This window comes from Janthinobacterium sp. PLB04 (assembly GCF_021165895.1).
GTDB classification, from domain to species: domain Bacteria; phylum Pseudomonadota; class Gammaproteobacteria; order Burkholderiales; family Burkholderiaceae_D; genus Janthinobacterium; species Janthinobacterium lividum.
In genome coordinates, this window is sequence record NZ_CP088968.1 from 5,466,986 (window position 1) to 5,480,974 (window position 13,989).

Annotated in this window: 12 protein-coding genes and 1 tRNA gene; 5 read left to right on the forward strand and 8 right to left on the reverse strand. The window is 63.2% G+C overall.

The window, feature by feature from the left end; translation table 11 throughout:
- The first annotated feature begins 58 nt into the window (after positions 1-58).
- Positions 59-134 (forward strand) — tRNA-Lys (locus tag LSO07_RS24180).
- Positions 135-238: 104 nt separating this feature from the next.
- Positions 239-637 carry a hypothetical protein gene (locus LSO07_RS24185; RefSeq protein WP_151096797.1) on the forward strand — a complete coding sequence of 133 codons (399 nt, stop codon included), beginning with the start codon at positions 239-241 and terminating at the stop codon, positions 635-637.
- Here the strand turns inward: LSO07_RS24185 and LSO07_RS24190 are convergent, their stop codons facing one another.
- The gene (locus tag LSO07_RS24190) at positions 638-1,105 is read right to left on the reverse strand and encodes a hypothetical protein (RefSeq protein ID WP_151096799.1); all 468 of its coding nucleotides are present in this window, start codon (positions 1,103-1,105) and stop codon (positions 638-640) included. It abuts the gene before it with no gap.
- Between the two features lie 39 nt (positions 1,106-1,144).
- The gene (locus LSO07_RS24195) at positions 1,145-2,191 is read right to left on the reverse strand and encodes a lysozyme inhibitor LprI family protein (protein ID WP_208672429.1); all 1,047 of its coding nucleotides are present in this window, start codon (positions 2,189-2,191) and stop codon (positions 1,145-1,147) included.
- A gap of 173 nt (positions 2,192-2,364) precedes the next feature.
- Here LSO07_RS24195 and LSO07_RS24200 point away from each other — a divergent pair, with 173 nt between their 5' ends.
- The gene (locus LSO07_RS24200) at positions 2,365-4,533 is read left to right on the forward strand and encodes a dipeptidyl-peptidase 5 (RefSeq protein WP_151096800.1); all 2,169 of its coding nucleotides are present in this window, start codon (positions 2,365-2,367) and stop codon (positions 4,531-4,533) included.
- 158 nt (positions 4,534-4,691) lie between these two features.
- On the opposite strand, the gene LSO07_RS24205 is transcribed toward LSO07_RS24200, so the two are convergent.
- From LSO07_RS24205 to LSO07_RS24215, 3 genes are all read right to left on the reverse strand, one after another.
- The gene (locus tag LSO07_RS24205; protein ID WP_151096801.1) at positions 4,692-5,984 is read right to left on the reverse strand and encodes an MFS transporter; all 1,293 of its coding nucleotides are present in this window, start codon (positions 5,982-5,984) and stop codon (positions 4,692-4,694) included.
- A 157-nt stretch (positions 5,985-6,141) separates the two neighbouring features.
- Positions 6,142-6,873 carry a BON domain-containing protein gene (locus LSO07_RS24210; RefSeq protein ID WP_151096802.1) on the reverse strand — a complete coding sequence of 244 codons (732 nt, stop codon included), beginning with the start codon at positions 6,871-6,873 and terminating at the stop codon, positions 6,142-6,144.
- A gap of 104 nt (positions 6,874-6,977) precedes the next feature.
- Complete coding sequence (locus LSO07_RS24215) at positions 6,978-7,664, reverse strand: hypothetical protein (protein ID WP_151096803.1); 687 nt, start codon at positions 7,662-7,664, stop codon at positions 6,978-6,980.
- A gap of 196 nt (positions 7,665-7,860) precedes the next feature.
- Between LSO07_RS24215 and LSO07_RS24220 the strand changes: the two genes are divergently transcribed.
- The gene (locus LSO07_RS24220) at positions 7,861-8,829 is read left to right on the forward strand and encodes an IS1595 family transposase (RefSeq protein WP_151096804.1); all 969 of its coding nucleotides are present in this window, start codon (positions 7,861-7,863) and stop codon (positions 8,827-8,829) included.
- Positions 8,830-8,887: 58 nt separating this feature from the next.
- Here the strand turns inward: LSO07_RS24220 and LSO07_RS24225 are convergent, their stop codons facing one another.
- Both LSO07_RS24225 and LSO07_RS24230 read right to left on the reverse strand, forming a co-directional pair.
- On the reverse strand, positions 8,888-10,621 hold the full coding sequence (locus LSO07_RS24225) for a dipeptidyl-peptidase 3 family protein (protein ID WP_151096805.1): 1,734 nt from the start codon (positions 10,619-10,621) through the stop codon (positions 8,888-8,890).
- 111 nt (positions 10,622-10,732) lie between these two features.
- Positions 10,733-11,332, reverse strand: a complete 600-nt coding sequence (locus LSO07_RS24230; protein ID WP_151096806.1) for a short chain dehydrogenase — start codon at positions 11,330-11,332, stop codon at positions 10,733-10,735.
- A 112-nt stretch (positions 11,333-11,444) separates the two neighbouring features.
- On the opposite strand from LSO07_RS24230, the gene LSO07_RS24235 reads away from it, so the two are divergent.
- Entirely contained in the window at positions 11,445-12,362 is a 918-nt protein-coding gene (locus LSO07_RS24235) for a LysR family transcriptional regulator (protein WP_034786568.1), read from the forward strand.
- A 166-nt stretch (positions 12,363-12,528) separates the two neighbouring features.
- Here LSO07_RS24235 and LSO07_RS24240 read toward each other — a convergent pair whose 3' ends face one another.
- On the reverse strand, positions 12,529-13,959 hold the full coding sequence (locus tag LSO07_RS24240) for an efflux transporter outer membrane subunit (RefSeq protein WP_225317407.1): 1,431 nt from the start codon (positions 13,957-13,959) through the stop codon (positions 12,529-12,531).
- Between the last annotated feature and the right edge of the window lie 30 nt (positions 13,960-13,989).

The window sequence follows — 13,989 nt, forward strand, 5'->3', positions numbered from 1 at the left end:
CTTTCTCACAGGAATGCTTTGCATTCTTTTTCAACTGATATATAATGCGGCCTCTTTCGGGTCGTTAGCTCAGCTGGTAGAGCAGCGGACTTTTAATCCGTTGGTCGCAGGTTCGAATCCCGCACGGCCTACCACGAATGCGCAGTACTAAAAAGCCCCTCCTCACGGATGGGCTTTTTTCGTTTCCAGCCCCGCTGGTTATACTGGCGCTTCGTCTAGCCAGCCCTGAAAGAATCGCATGAAACTTGCCGTCGCCCTCCTCCTGTCCACCGTTTGCCTGTCCGCCCAAGCGCAAACGCCCATCGTGCTCGACGGCCAGTACAGCGCGCGCACGGACGAGATGAGCCTGCAGATCATCGGCAACCGCGTCTGCTTCGCGCCCGACAAGGCGCAGTGGGGCCGCCTGCCCCGCCCTGCCGCCACGCACGATGCGTGGTTCTGCTTTTCCAACGATGGTGAGGCGCGCCGGCTGCTGCGCGTGCCCGCGCGCCAGGCCGACAATTGCGGCTGGCAAGCGCGTGCGCGCATCGTCATCGACAACTATCAACCGTATGTGGAGCAAGGCGATGGCAACGACATGGCGCGCCTGGCGTCGGTGGTCAAGGTGGCGCAGCCGAACGCCATCGCCTGCGAGTAATCAGCCCAGTTCGTATTCCTGCAAATACCGGGCAAACAATTCCCCATCGGACAGCGGACACGCAAACCCTGCGCCCCAGTCGGCCAGCAGCAACTGCTCTTTCAAGGGCAGCAGCATGAGTTCAGGCATGGCGTCGCTGCACCACAGGTCGCACACGATGCCGTCGTCGTCCAGGCCCGCAAACAGGGTCTCCGTCGTCTCGCCGCCAAAGGCCAGCACATTCTTGCATTCCACGCGGTAGCTGCTGTAGCCCGTATACACGGCGTCGTACGGCGGCAAGGCATCGGCCAGCGCCAGGCGCAACTGGTCCGCCGTGAGGCCCAGCGCGCGCAGCGGCGATGGCGGCGCCTCGGGCACGTACATCTGCGTCCAGCCGGCGCCGCTGCGGTGCGCGTCGGCAAATGCCTGCTGCTCGCCCATCTGCGTCAGGCAGTGCTGCAAATTATCCAGCGGCAGCAGTTCGATCATGCAAAAATCATCTTCGTGGTAGTACGCTTCCCGCATGCTTCAATTCTCCAGCAAGTCGTGCAGTTGCACATTGCGCCGCGATGTCAGCAGGCCGCCCCAACTGTCGCTCGTCACGGACGGGTAACGCACTGCGCCAAAGTTCATCCACGCATCGCGGTATGCCAGCCACAGGCGCTGGGTGGCGCGGATGCCATCCTTGCCCACGGCGCCCGCATGGGTTTGCGCCGGCTTCTTCATGAGCTTGCCGTAGATGGCGTTGAGTTCCTTGTCGAGCGCCGCCGCCTGTTCCCTGGACATGCTGGCCGGCAGCTTGCCCGCTTCGTATTCGCGCAGATCGTGCGCCAGCAGATCAAGTTCGGCCGTGCGGGCGGCGATGCTCAGGGCGGCGCGGGCCGTGCCGCTCAAATCCGTTTCATTGGCCGCGCGCGCATCGGCAAACTTGCTTGCCGCCGCCTGCAGTTTTTGCAGCGACGCTTGCGCCGCGGCAGGCATGCTTGCGCTGGCTTTACCTGTCGCCTGCGTGCGCACGCGTTGTTTCTGGCGCGCATCGATGGCGCTGCACACGCCCATCATGTAGCCGCTGGTGATGTCGTCGCACAAATCGATCATGCCGCGTCCGCTGGCATTGATCTTCTGCAAGTGTTCGATGCGCCCTTGCATCTCGGCCGGCGCCGCATCGATGCTGCACGCGTACTTCAGCGCCAGCAACGGGTCTTTCTGCACGCCCTGCCCATTCTGGTACAGCATCATCAGGACAGCGCTGTTCTGCGTGGCCATGGCGCAATGGCGCGCGGGACGCCAGTCCGCCGGCTTGGGCGAGGACATACTCTTGGTATCGTAATACAGGTCTGTTGCCTGGCACTGCTGCAGCGATGCCACGGCGGACGGCGCCGGCAGGTCGGCAGGCGGCGGCGCCGCATCCTTGACCTTCAGGCAACCCGCATACCAGGCTGTGCTTTCCGCGTGACCCACGCCCATGGCGCTGGTATTCGGGTACGGTGCGGGCGCCGCGGCAAAAACCGGGGCGGCCAGCAGGCAGCTCGCGCCCAGCAATATCGTTTTCAATAAGGGTAGACTAATTTTCATGGCCGGCCACAGGTAGCGTCAGTAAAAGAACAAGTTTAACTGATCGGCCATGGCGCGCCCGCCCGATACGTGACCGTCCCACGTGGTAAGTAACGGTACACAGCCTTGGCAGTGCAGGAAACGATGGGCAATAATGTTGCCCGCTGTACTTTTTTCACTACCGGACCACGCCCATGACCTCACCCCGTCTTCGCCGTTCCCTCGGCTCCCTGCTGATCGCAGCGGCCTGCGCCTCGCTGGCAACGACCGTCCACGCCGCCGATACCAAGGCCACCACCCCAGTTGCCGCCACGCAAACGCAAGCCAGACACGCCATCACGCATGAAGACGTGTGGCTGATGAAACGGGTGGGCGCCCCTGTCGCCAGCCCGGACGGCAAGTGGGCCGTGTTTTCCGTGGTCGACAGCGCCTACTCTAGCCAAGACCAATCGTCGGACCTGTGGATCAAGTCGCTGCTTGACGACAGCCCTGCGCGCCGCCTGACCTCGTCCAAGGGCGGCGAAAGCGCCGTTGCCTGGTCGCCGGACAGCCGCCAGCTGGTCTTCGTTGCCAAGCGCGACGGGGACGAAGCGGGACAGATCTATCGCCTCGACGTGGCCGCTGGCGGCGAAGCACAGCGCCTGACCTCGCTCACCCTGGGCGCGCGCATGCCGAAATGGAGCCCGGACGGCAAGCAGTTGCTGTTCATCAGCGATATCTATCCAGGCAATAAGACGGAAGCCGACGTCAAGCAAAGCGCGAAAGAGCGCAAGGAGCGCAAATACAGCGCCCGTTCGTATGAAACGACGGCGCCTCGCTATTTCGACAAATGGTTGACCGACAAGCAGGTGCGGCTGTTCATCGTCGACGCCGACGCCGCGGCACGAGGTGACAACACCCCGCGCGACATCCTGTCGGGCACACAACTGGTCACCCTGCCGGGCTTTGGCGGCGGCCAGGGCGACGAGGGACAATCGCTGGATGCCGTCTGGACGCCGGACGGCAAGGCCGTCGTCTTCAACGCGGCCACCAACCGCGATGCGGCCCAGCGCGAAGCCGTCTACTCCCAGCTTTACTTGCTGCCCGTGGCGGGCGGTGAAGCGCAGCGTTTGACGCAGGACAAGCACAGCTATGGCTCCCTGAAATTCGCGGCCGACGGCAAGACGCTGTTCGCCTTGAGCGACGCGCAAACGCCGGGCAAAGTGTATGACGTGAAACGCCTGGCCAGCTTCGCCTGGCCGATGAGCAATCCTGCGCCAACGATTTTGACGGCCAAGCTGGACCGCTCGATTTCGCGCTTTGTGCTGCCCGAAGGCGGCAAGCGCGTCATCTTCAGCTATGAACATGCTGGCCTGGAAAAGCTGTACTCGATCGACGCCAGGGGTGGCGACGTGCGCGAGGAACCGTCCTTGCCAACGGGTACCATCAACTCGCTGAGCAGCGGCGGCAAGGCCCTGGTGGGCGTGTGGGAATCCGCCATCAACCCGCCGGAAATCTACGCCTTCAACGGCAAGCAGCCGAAGCGCCTGACGACCTTCAACACGGACAAGGCAAGTAAAATCGACTGGCAGGCGCCCGAGCACTTCTGGTTCACCACGGCCGACGGCCGCCAGATCCACAATATGCTCGTCAAGCCGGCCAACTTTGACCCGAACAAGAAATACCCGCTGTTTACCGTCATCCACGGCGGCGCGGCCAGCATGTGGCGCGACCAGTTCGTGCTGCGCTGGAACTACCACTTGCTGGCCAAGCCCGGCTATGTCGTGCTGCTGACGGACTACAAGGGTTCCACCGGCTACGGCGAGGAATTCTCGCGGGCTATCCAGTTCGATCCGCTGAAGGGCCCTGGCGACGAGGTCAACCAGGGCGTCGATGAAGCCATCAAGAAATATCCATTTATCGACAGCACGAAACTGGCTGCCGGCGGCGCCAGCTATGGCGGCCACCTGGCCAACTGGCTGCAAGCGACCACCACGCGCTACAAGGCCATCGTCTCGCATGCGGGCGAAATGGACCTGATCATGCAGTGGGGTACCAGCGATGGCGGTTTCGGCCGTGAAACCAATGCAGGCGGCCCCGTCTGGTCGAACCTGCCCGTGTGGCGCGAGCAAAGCCCCGTCATGCAAGCGGGCAACCACGAAAAAGGCACGGGTTTCACGACCCCCATCCTGATCACCGTGGGCGAGCTCGACTACCGCGTGCCGGCCAACAATGCCTTGATGAACTTTGCCGTGCAACAGCGCCTGAACGTGCCGGCGAAACTGCTGGTCTTCCCGGACGAAAACCACTGGATTTTGAAGGGCGAGAACAGCCGCTTCTTCTACAGCGAAGTCGAGGGCTGGCTGGCCAAATACTTAAAATAAGAACACCACAGAACAGTCCATGGCGGCGTTGCATTGCCTAGTCGTACTATTCGTACTGCCTTCGGCAATGCGCCTTGCCCTGAACGTGTTCTGAGGCGTTCTTGAAATCTTGAAAAAATGAAAAAAGCCAGGCTCCGCTCATGCGGGCCTGGCTTTTTTCATGCGGGCTGTGCAGAGGCCACGGCCGCCTTCTGTCGCTGGATCGCCAGCACCAGCAGCGCGGCGACGAGGCAGGCGGCGCCGGCCGCGAACAGGGCAGGATTGTAGGTCAGCATCAGGGTGCGGATGCGGCCCGCGCCGTAGGCGGCCACGGCGGCGCCCAGCTGGTGGCCGGCGAAGATCCAGCCAAACACCATGCCCGCCCGCTCCCGGCCAAACGTGGCCCCCACCAGCTTCACGGTGGGCGGCACGGTGGCGATCCAGTCCAGGCCGTAGAACATGGCGAACAGGGACAGACCGTACAAGGTGAATTCCGAATACGGCAGCCAGAACAGCGACAAGCCACGCAAGCCGTAATACCAGAACAGCAGCTTGCGGTTGTCATAGCGGTCCGACAGCCAGCCGGACAGGATGGTCCCAAACAGGTCGAACGCGCCCATCATGGCCAGCACGGACGCGGCCGGCACGGCTGACAGGCCCGAGTCGCCGCACAGGGAAATGAAATGCGTCTGGATCAAGCCATTCGTGCTGAGGCCGCAGATGAAAAACGTGCCGAACAATATCCAGAAGGTGCGGTTCGCCGCCACGCTGCGCAGGATCACGAACGGCGTGGCAAACGTCATTGTCGCCGCCGGCGCCACCACCAGGGGCGTGGCCGGGTCGGCGCCGTAGGGACGCAAGGCCACGTCCTGCGGACGGTTGCGCATGCACAGGAAGGCCAGCACGGCGACGATGGCGCAGGCGGCGAACACGGGCATGACGGCCGTGCGCCAGCCGTAGTGCTCGATCAGCCAGGCGCCCACGGGCAGGAACAGCAGCTGTCCCGTGGCCGAGCTGGCCGTCAGCACGCCCACCACCAGGCCACGGTGCGTCTCGAACCAGCGGTTCGCCACCACGGCGCTCAAGACCAGCGCCGTCATGCCCGAGCCCAGACCCAGCAGGATGCCCCACAGGGCGACCAGGTGCCAGAACTGCGTCATGCGCGTGGCCAGCAGCATGCCCGCTGCTATCAGGCCCAGAGCCACGCAGATGACATTGCGCAAGCCGAAACGCTCCATCAGGATGGCGGCAAACGGCCCCATCAGGCCGAACAGCACGAAGCGCACGGCCAGGGCCGAGGAAATCTGCTCGGCATCCCAGCCGAACTCGCGGCTCAAGGGCTGCATCAGCGCGCCCGGCAAACCCAGCGCGGCCGACGACGTCAAGGCGGTGAGGAAAGTAATGGCGACGATGACCCAGGCAAAATGCACGCCGCGCCGCTCCAGCCATTGCGAAAAAGATAGGGAAAGCATGCCGTCCTCATGAGAAAAAGTAAATGCCGGTCAGCATCAGCCGACTGGATTTTTCCCATGTTATATTATGATCGTAATTTATACAATCAAAAAAAACTGGAGCCACACTGCTGCGTGCGGCTCCAGTCCCGGCTTTAACGCATCGACAGAATGCGGCTTACTTCACCTTCAAGCCATTCTTCACATCCGTCACGCCTTCCACGCCACGGGCCAGGTCGGCGGCTTTTTTCACTTGCGCCTGCGAAGGCACGAAGCCACTGAGCATGACGACGCCGTTGACCGTTTCCACGTGCACATCGAGTGCTTTCAAGTCGTTGTCCTTGACGAGGTCAGCCTTGATTTTCGTCGTGATGACAGAGTCGGCCACGACCGTCTTGGTGCTGCCGGCCGCATTGCGCGTCACGCAGGCGGCCTTGGCCGTCGCATCCATGGCGTCGCAGTTTTCCTTCATCGTGGCGGGTGGATTTTGCGCCACGTTGGTGCCGGCCCTGGCGCCCGTGTTGGCATCGGCCAGCGCGGCCGTTTTCGCCGCCTTGGCATCGGTCATGCACGTGGTTTTATCGGTCCCCGTGCGGTCGCCGCACTTGGCCTTGGCCAGGTCATACTCGGCATTGGCGACATCCTTGCGGGCCTTGCCCAGTTCGCGCGGCGTGTTGCGGTATTGCGCCACGGCGTCCGATTCGGCCTTGGCGCGCGCCACCTTGGCTTCCTCCACGCAGACTTTTTTCGCGTTGCCGCTGTGGGCGTCGCAGGCGGCCTTGGCCTGCTTGTAGTCGGCCGATGCCTTGTCCGTCAAACTCTTGTACGAGGCATCCTGCGCATACGCGGGCGTGGCGGCAAGCAGGGCGCTGGCACTGGCGGCCAGCATGAGTGCGATCATTTTGTTCATGATGGTTCCTCTCTGGTTAATTGATGCCCAGATTAGACCCCTGCCGCGCGCAAAGCTCCGTGCGACAGCACACGCTGACAGTCCATTCGCATAAAAATCATCGCTTATTTGTCGCCGCTCAAGCCCTTCCGCCACAATACTTGCGCCTGTTCAAATGGTGAAACGGACTCATCAAATGCACCCGCGCCAGCGGCCAGCGCCAGCCAGGCTTGCGTGGCGTGCGAACCGCCTGCACCATCGCCGGCCGCGCGCACGCCGCGCATCCAGGCCAGCACATCCTGATACTGCCCGGGGTGGCGTGCATGCATCCACGCCAGGGCTACCAGATCCGCATAGCCCTCTTCGCGGCGCGTCTCGCGCAGCTCCTGCGCCAGCGGTGTCAACTTGCCCGGGCGCATGCTGCGCGGCTCGACAAAACCGCGTGGCAAGGCATGCCAGTCGCCCTGCGCATAGCGCCGGCAATGGCCGATCTCATGCGCCGTCATCGCTTCCATCATCAGGCCGTGGCGCGCAGCCGGCACGCCTTGCAGGACAATGTCCGCCTGCGCATTGCCGCGCAAGGAGAGCACCAGCTTGCAGCGCCCTGCTGCGTAGCCCAGCGCCAGCGGCACGGCGCCGGGGGCATCCTGCGGCTGCACGATGATATCGATGGGCAAGCCTTGCGCACGCGCAAACGCGATGACGGCTTGGCCCGCCTGCAGCCAGCGGGTTTCCAGATCGGTGAGTTTGGCGGCGGCCATGGCAGGCCACAAAACGATGAGCAAGCTCATCAGCGAGAGCAATTTCAACATGGGATCGGCAAGAGGGAAAAGGGGGATTTACGATTGCAGAGTAAGCGGCAAAAAAATTTCCACAAGGAAAAACTAGCAACTTTTCACAAATAAAGACGAAAAAAAAGGCTCTGTCACCGGTAAATAGGGGAACTGCCGGAATCTTTCCTGGGCTGTGTTGTCTGACTCTGCATAGTCACCATGCAGGGAGCAGCTCATGCAGGCAGCCGAATGGATCAGCTTTATCGCGCAGTTTGCGCAATTGAACCGACGCCAGCGGCAGGCAGGAATGCTCCTGCTGCGTGGCAACGCGCCACACGACACGACTATCGCGCTGCTGGAAAGTGTGGCGCAGCCGCGCTTGGCCTGTCCCACCTGCCACTCGTCTCACCTGCACCGGCATGGCCAGGCGCACGGCCTGCAGCGCTACCGCTGCGTGCCTTGCGGGCGCACCTTCAATGCCTTGACGGGCACGCCGCTAGCCCGCTTGCACCACAAGGCGCTGTGGCTCGAGTATGCCGATTGCCTGCTGGATTCCAGGTCGGTACGCCAGGCCGCTCAGCAGCTGGGATTGCACCGCAACACTACTTTTCGCTGGCGCCACCGCTTTCTCAGCGTAGCCAGGACGGACCGGCCGCACGGTCTGCATGGCATTGCCGAGGCCGATGAGCTGTATGTACTGGAATCGGAAAAGGGAGCCAGGCAGATGACGCGTCCGGCCCGCCGCCGGGGCGGACGTGCCCGCCAACGCGGCATTTCCAATGAACAGGTCTGTATCCTGGTGGCACGCGACCGCACAGGCCAGACCCTCGATTTCGTCACGGGCAAAGGGGCGTTGACGAAGGCGCAGCTGCACCGTTGTTTGTTGCCCATCATCGACAAGGATGTTCTGCTGGTAACGGATGGCCATGCCGCCTACCGGGCATTTGCCAGGGAGGCGGGCATCAGCCACCAGGCCGTCAACTTGCGCGCCGGCATCCGTGTGCAGGGTGCCGCCCACGTGCAGAACGTCAATGCGTATCACAGCCGCTTGCGGCAATGGCTGGGTCCCTTTCACGGCGTGGCGACGCGCTACCTGCCGAACTACCTGGGATGGCGCTGGATACTCGACGCCAGGCGCATCCGTTCACCAGAAACGTTATTAAAAGCAACGCTGGGAGCATTCCCACATCTGACGGTGACATAGCCAAAAAAAACCGGTGCAGAGGCACCGGCTTTTCACACTGATAATAATCAAGGTCAGCTTATTTCTTCGCCGCCTTGTCCAGCGCGCGGGCCGTGACGAATTCCGGGCGGATATCGTTAGGCACGGCCTTCATCTTGTCCAGCGCCACCTGCACTTCGGGGCGGATCACCACGTACTTGGTCATCAGGTCTTTCGCGCGCGCATAGTCGCCCGTCGCCTCGATGGTCAGGAATTCACGGTCCAGGTCGATCACGGCCTGTTTGATCTTGCCAAAATCGACGCCGAACTTGCCGTCGCCCAGCGATACAAAACCGCCCTTGTCGAGGATGTAATTCATCTGGATGGCCATGCCGCGCGCATGCGAATCCGTCAAGCCGAAATGCAGGGTGCGGAAACCGGAAGCAAGGAAAGTGTTGTACAGCTTGCGCTCGGCCACGTCGCCCTGGCCCAGGGTATCGTTCAGTTGCCCCTTGTCCATCATGTAGCGCAGCGCGAACAATCCCGTGATGTCGGCCTTGGCCTCTTCGATGGTCGAGTAGGCTTCCTTCAAGTCCTGGCGCGGCGTCGATGGCTTGCCGTCGACCACGGTCGCATGCGGACCCAGGCCATGCATGATTTCATGCGCGAGGATGTGCGTGAAGAAGGAATTGAAATCGACATCCTGCTGCGCCTCGGGCGTGAGCACCAGTTTCGAGATCGGCGTCAGGGTGGCCTTGAACTTGGCTTCCTGCACATTCTTCAACATCACGCGCTTGGAGCCGCGCGCGCTGATGATGCGCTCGTCGTTCGGCAGGTTGTAGGCGGCCGTCTGCACGGCCATGTTGCCGTCGCCGGCGCCGTACACCTGGTTGACCACCACCATCGGCGCCAGCGCGCCCACTTTCGGGTTGCGGTACCGGGCGTCGAGCGGCAGGTTGTCTTCCAGCTCCTGCATGTGCCTGGCGAAGAAATTGAGCTTTTGCGTTTCCGCCTGGTCGCGGATGTTCACGTAAGCTTCGAACGCGGCCTTGTAGCCGAACAGCTCGTCGTTATACGTCTCGTAGGGGCCGATGGTGATGTCGACGGGCGAATCGAGGTCCATCCAGGCGAAGTCGGACGGCAGGTAATCGTTGTCGAGGAAAGCCTTGGCGCGCAAGGTGAGGAATTTCTTCAGCGATGCGTTGTCCGTGGCGGCGGCCGCCTCGTCGAGCAGCTTGGCCAGTTGCCTCAGTTCCACCTTGTATTCATCCGAATACTTGACGGTCTTATAGGTGCCATCCTTGCCCGCACGGATCGTCGTGAAGAACCATTGCGCCTGCTGCTTGTCGTCCGCCGGCAAGCCGTTCATCCACGTTTCCAGGCTGGCCTTGGTGGCGCCCTGCGGATAGAAGTTGCCCGCTTCCGGCTTGTGCGCGGGAATGGCGATGCCAGTATAGCTGGCAGGCATGAACGAGGCATGGGCGTCGAGCACCGACCATGGGCCCTTGTTGATCCAGAAATAGTTCAAACGGGCCTGGCCCAGGGCCGACTTGTCTTTCTTCAGGGCCGCCCACAGCGCTTCATTGCCGGACCAGCGCTGGCGCAGCTGCAGCACGTCGACCAGCTTGGCCGCTTCAACCAGCTTGGCGATGGCCTGGCGGTCGCCCGCGGACAGGTGCGCGACATCGGCGGTCAGCGCGACGGGCGCATAACGCGCGCTCATGGCCGTCAGTTGCGCGGCGGTGGCCGGGGTTGCCGGCGTGGCTGCCTGTGGCGCGGCGCAGGCGCTGCCGACGGCGGCGGCCATCAGCAGGGGAATCAGGATGTTTTTCATGGGGCCTCGGTGTGTGGTTCACAGCAAGCAAGCGCCCCGCACCATCACGGCGCGGCCGCTTCCTTGTTCAGCCTGCGATTGTCCCACCTGCCCCATGGCATGGCAAGCGGCTTACCAGACCTTGTACACCTGCCCCGTCTGCGCCCCTTCCACGCTGCGGCTGTAAGCGAGCGCCACGCGGCTGGCGGCGACCGGTTCGAAGCCGTAGAAGAAGGGGCCATACGACTCCAGCGACTCCTCCAGCACCGTGGGGCTGACGACATTGATGCGCACGCCGCGCGGCAACTCGATGGCGGCGCCCCGCACGAAACCTTCCACGGCCGCGTTGGTCATGCTGGCGGCCGTGCCGAAGCGGATCGGCTGCTCGGCCACGATGCCGCTGGTGAGGGTGATCGAACCGCCGTCGTTCAGGTATTCCTGCGCCACCAGCGCCACGTTGACCTGGCCCATCAGCTTGCTGTCCAGGCCCAGCTGGAATTGCTCGGGCGTGAATTCGGCCAGGGGGCCGAAATGCAGCTTGCCGGCCGTGACGACGACGGCATCGACCTTGCCGATGCGCTTGAACAGGGCGCGCACTTGCACGATGTCGCCCATGTCGGCCTGGTGCGTGCCGCTGCGGCTGCCCACTTCGATGATTTCATGGCGTTGCGCCAGTTGGGCGGCGACGGCCGTGCCGATGGTGCCGCTGGCGCCGATGATAACGATTTTCATGCTGCTTCCTTGTGTGGGTTGAACGATGGAGCCAGTATGCGCCGCTTACAAAAAGGAATAAATACGCTAGAATTTACAAGATTACTAATCTACAGTTTGCAATCAAGGCGCCATGGATAAATTGCGCAGCATGGAGATTTTTGTCGCCGTCGTCGATGCGGGCAGTTTCACGGCTGCCGCCGAGGCGTTCCGGATCTCGCCCGTGATGGTGGGCAAGCACATCAAATATCTGGAAGAGCGGCTGGGCACGCGGCTGCTGGCGCGCACCACGCGGCGGCAAAGCCTGACGGAAATCGGCCAGCAGTATGTGGAGCAGTGCCGCCAGATTTTGGCCAGCATCCATGCGGCCGAACGGGGCGCGGAAGCCATGCGCACGGCGCCGCGCGGCAAGCTGAAGATCACGGCGCCCGTGTCCTTCGGCAGCGAGTGCATCGCGCCGCTGCTGGCCGACTACCTCGATGCGTATCCGGAAGTGAGCCTGGAATTGAACCTGAACGACAGGACAGTGGACCTGGTGGAAGAAGGATTCGATGCCGCCATCCGCATCGGCAAGCTGGAAGATTCCGCCATGGTAGCGCGCGCGCTGCGGCCGTATGCGATGGTGATCTGCGCCGCGCCCGCCTACCTGGCCAGACACGGCACGCCGCGCACGCCGGCCGATCTGGCGCGCCACGAATGCCTCGATTTCATGCAATGGACGCGTCATGTGCGCTGGCGCCTGGCCAGGAGCGGCGACGACGATGGCAGCCCCGTGCGCGAGAGCCGCTTCCGCTCAAATAATGGGCAGGCGCTGCGCGTAGCGGCCCTGCACGGCTTCGGCATCGTCATGCAGGCGGAGATCCTGATGGCCGGCGATATCGCCGCCGGCAGGCTGGTGCCGCTGCTGGCCGACTACGTGCCGGCGCCGCGCCCCATGCACCTCGTGTATGCGCGCGACCGCCAGCCCACGCCGAAGCTGACGACCTTCATCGATTTTCTGCTGGAACGCTACGGGCCGGCGGCGACACCGCCGCCGGCCACGCTCACGTAACTAGTTGAATTGACTTACCATTTTTTGCTCATGGTTGACATTGCGACACCTGAGAAAACCGTAGCGAGCGGCAGTGATTTGTGGCCGAGAAGCGCAACCGTACTTTAGTACGGTGAGCATCGCCGGCCGCAAAGCGCGACGCGCAGTAGGTTTTATCTGGTGTCCTTCAATGCTGCCAGCCTGCACCTAAAGACCTCGCCACGGCGACGGTCGCCAGCAGGCGCTGGGTCTTGATCTGCGCGGCGGCGCGGTCCGCTGCCAGCGAACTGCGCTGCGCGTCCGTCACGTCCAGGTAGGTCGAGATGCCGCGCTCGTAGCGCGTGCGCGCCACCAGGTAGGCGCGCGCCGCCGCTGCCTGCGACAGGGCCTGGGCGTCGCCCTGCAACTGGCGCTGCTCCACGTCGGACAGCGCATCTTCCACTTCGCGCAAGGCCGTCAGCAGCTTGGTTTCATGGTTCGCCACGGCTTCCGCATAGCGCGCCTTGCTCAAGTCCAGGTTGGCCTGGTTGCGGCCACCGTCGAAGATCGGCAGGGACAGGGCCAGCGGACCAAAGCTGAACTGGCGCGAACCGCCCTGCGCCAGGTCGCGCAGCTTTTCGGACGCATAGCCGAAATTGCCCGTCAATTGCAGCGACGGATAGAACGCGCCTTCGGCCACGCCTACTTGTGCATTCGCCGCGCGCAGGCTCGCCACGCTGGAAACCAGGTCCGGGCGGTGCGCCAGCAGGCTGGCTGGCAGGCCGACAGGGATACCTGGCGGCAGCGGCAAGATGGATGGATCGGCGGCGACCGGCAATTGCAGCGCCGACGGCGGCTTGCCCGTCAGGGTGGCCAGGCTGTTTTCCAGCTGGTTGCGCTGGCGCTTGACTTCATGCAGGTCGGCCTGCGCGTTCGACAGTTCGACTTTCGCGCGCGCCAGGTCCAGCTCATTCGTCAGGCCCGCGTTGAAGCGCGCCTCGACCAGCTGCGCCGATTCGCGGCGCGTATCGAGCGCACCATTCAGGATCGCCATTTCCGCATCGAGGCCGCGCAGCTGCCAGTAGTTGCTGGCCACTTGCGCCGACAGCATCAGCAGCACGCCGTCGCGGTCGGCCTGCGCCGCCAGCGCCTGCGAATCGGCCGCTTCGACCATGCGCTTGACGCGCCCCAGCAAGTCCACTTCGTACGACAGCGTGCCACCCACGGAAAAATTGTTGCCGCTGATGGAGCGGTTGCCCAGGGCCAGGCCCTGCGAGGTGTTGGCCGAGGTGCGCGAGTTGGAGATGCCCGTGCTGACGTTCACGCTCGGTCCCTGGTTCGCACGCGCCGTGCCGCTTTGCGCCAGTGCCTGCAGCAATCGCTCGCCAGCCGCTTTCACGCTCGGGTTGTCGCGCAGCGCGGCTTGTTCCAGCCGGTTCAGGGTATCGTCGCCGAACACGTTCCACCATTCGGCCGGCAATTGCGCGGCGTCCGCGCTACCCGCGCCATGGCGGAACGTGGCCGTGTCGATGCCGGCCAGATTGGCGGGCGCCTTGAAATCCTGGCCCACGGTGCCGCAGGCGGCAAGCAGCACGGCCAGCGAGGCGGCTGCGGCGATTTTGGTCATAACTGTGTTCATGATGTGTACCTTCTTGTTCTTGAGGTGTTT